The organism is Burkholderia sp. E168m23 (assembly GCF_016586125.1).
Classification (GTDB): domain Bacteria; phylum Pseudomonadota; class Gammaproteobacteria; order Burkholderiales; family Burkholderiaceae; genus Burkholderia; species Burkholderia orbicola.
In genome coordinates, this window is sequence record NZ_BCPP01001535.1 from 1 (window position 1) to 902 (window position 902).

Genomic DNA, 902 nt, shown 5'->3' on the forward strand with positions numbered 1-902 from the left:
CGTGTCGAAGATCCGTTCGGCGGTGCCGGGCGGCGTGATCACCGCGGGCAATGCGAGCCAGTTCTCGGACGGCGCATCGGCATGCGTCGTGATGAGCGCCGACGCCGCGCAGCGCGAAGGGTTGCAGCCGCTGGGCGCGTTCCGCGGCTTCGCGGTGGCCGGCTGCGAACCGGACGAAATGGGCATCGGCCCGGTGTTCGCGGTACCCAAGCTGCTGAAGCAGGCCGGGCTGACGGTCGACGACATCGGGCTGTGGGAGCTGAACGAGGCGTTCGCGGTGCAGGTGCTGTACTGCCGCGACACGCTCGGGATCCCTGAGGACCGCCTGAACGTCAACGGCGGCGCGATCGCGGTCGGCCATCCGTATGGCGTGTCGGGCGCGCGCCTGACGGGCCATGCGCTGATCGAGGGCAAGCGGCGCGGCGTGAAGTACGCGGTCGTCACGATGTGCATCGGCGGCGGGCAGGGCGCGGCCGGCCTGTTCGAAATCCTCTGATCTTTGACCGGCGGCGGCCGCGGTGGCGCTTCGGCGTTACCGCCCGCCGCCGCAGTGAATCGGCGCGGCGCGCGCGCCATTCGCAACCAACGGGAAGCACAAGGCATGCACCCGGCAATGCCGTTTCCCCGGACTTGTCAAACGAATTGCCCCACCTATACTTGCTCTGACATTTGCCTTTCGGCACGATGGGCCAGATCGCGCGTCGCGTGATCCGTGCCGAGACGATTCGAACCAACGCAGCAGACCGACCGGGGACCGAATGAGTACGACCTATGCAGCCGGGGAACCGCCGCGCGTCGTCAGCGCGGCCGCGAGGCTCTACGCGAAATGCCTGCTGGTCGGATTCGCGTTGCTGCCCGCCTATCTGATTGCCTATCTGTGGTTCTTCAGCGACCGGGGCCGT

General features: G+C 68.0%; 2 pseudogenes. Both read left to right on the top strand.

The features are described 5' to 3' along the window. Positions 1 to 496: pseudogene (locus JMF90_RS38700) on the top strand (acetyl-CoA C-acyltransferase); the annotation flags it as partial. Positions 497 to 641: 145 nt separating this feature from the next. Continuing rightward, positions 642 to 902 (top strand): annotated as a pseudogene (locus JMF90_RS40825) (hypothetical protein); the annotation flags it as partial.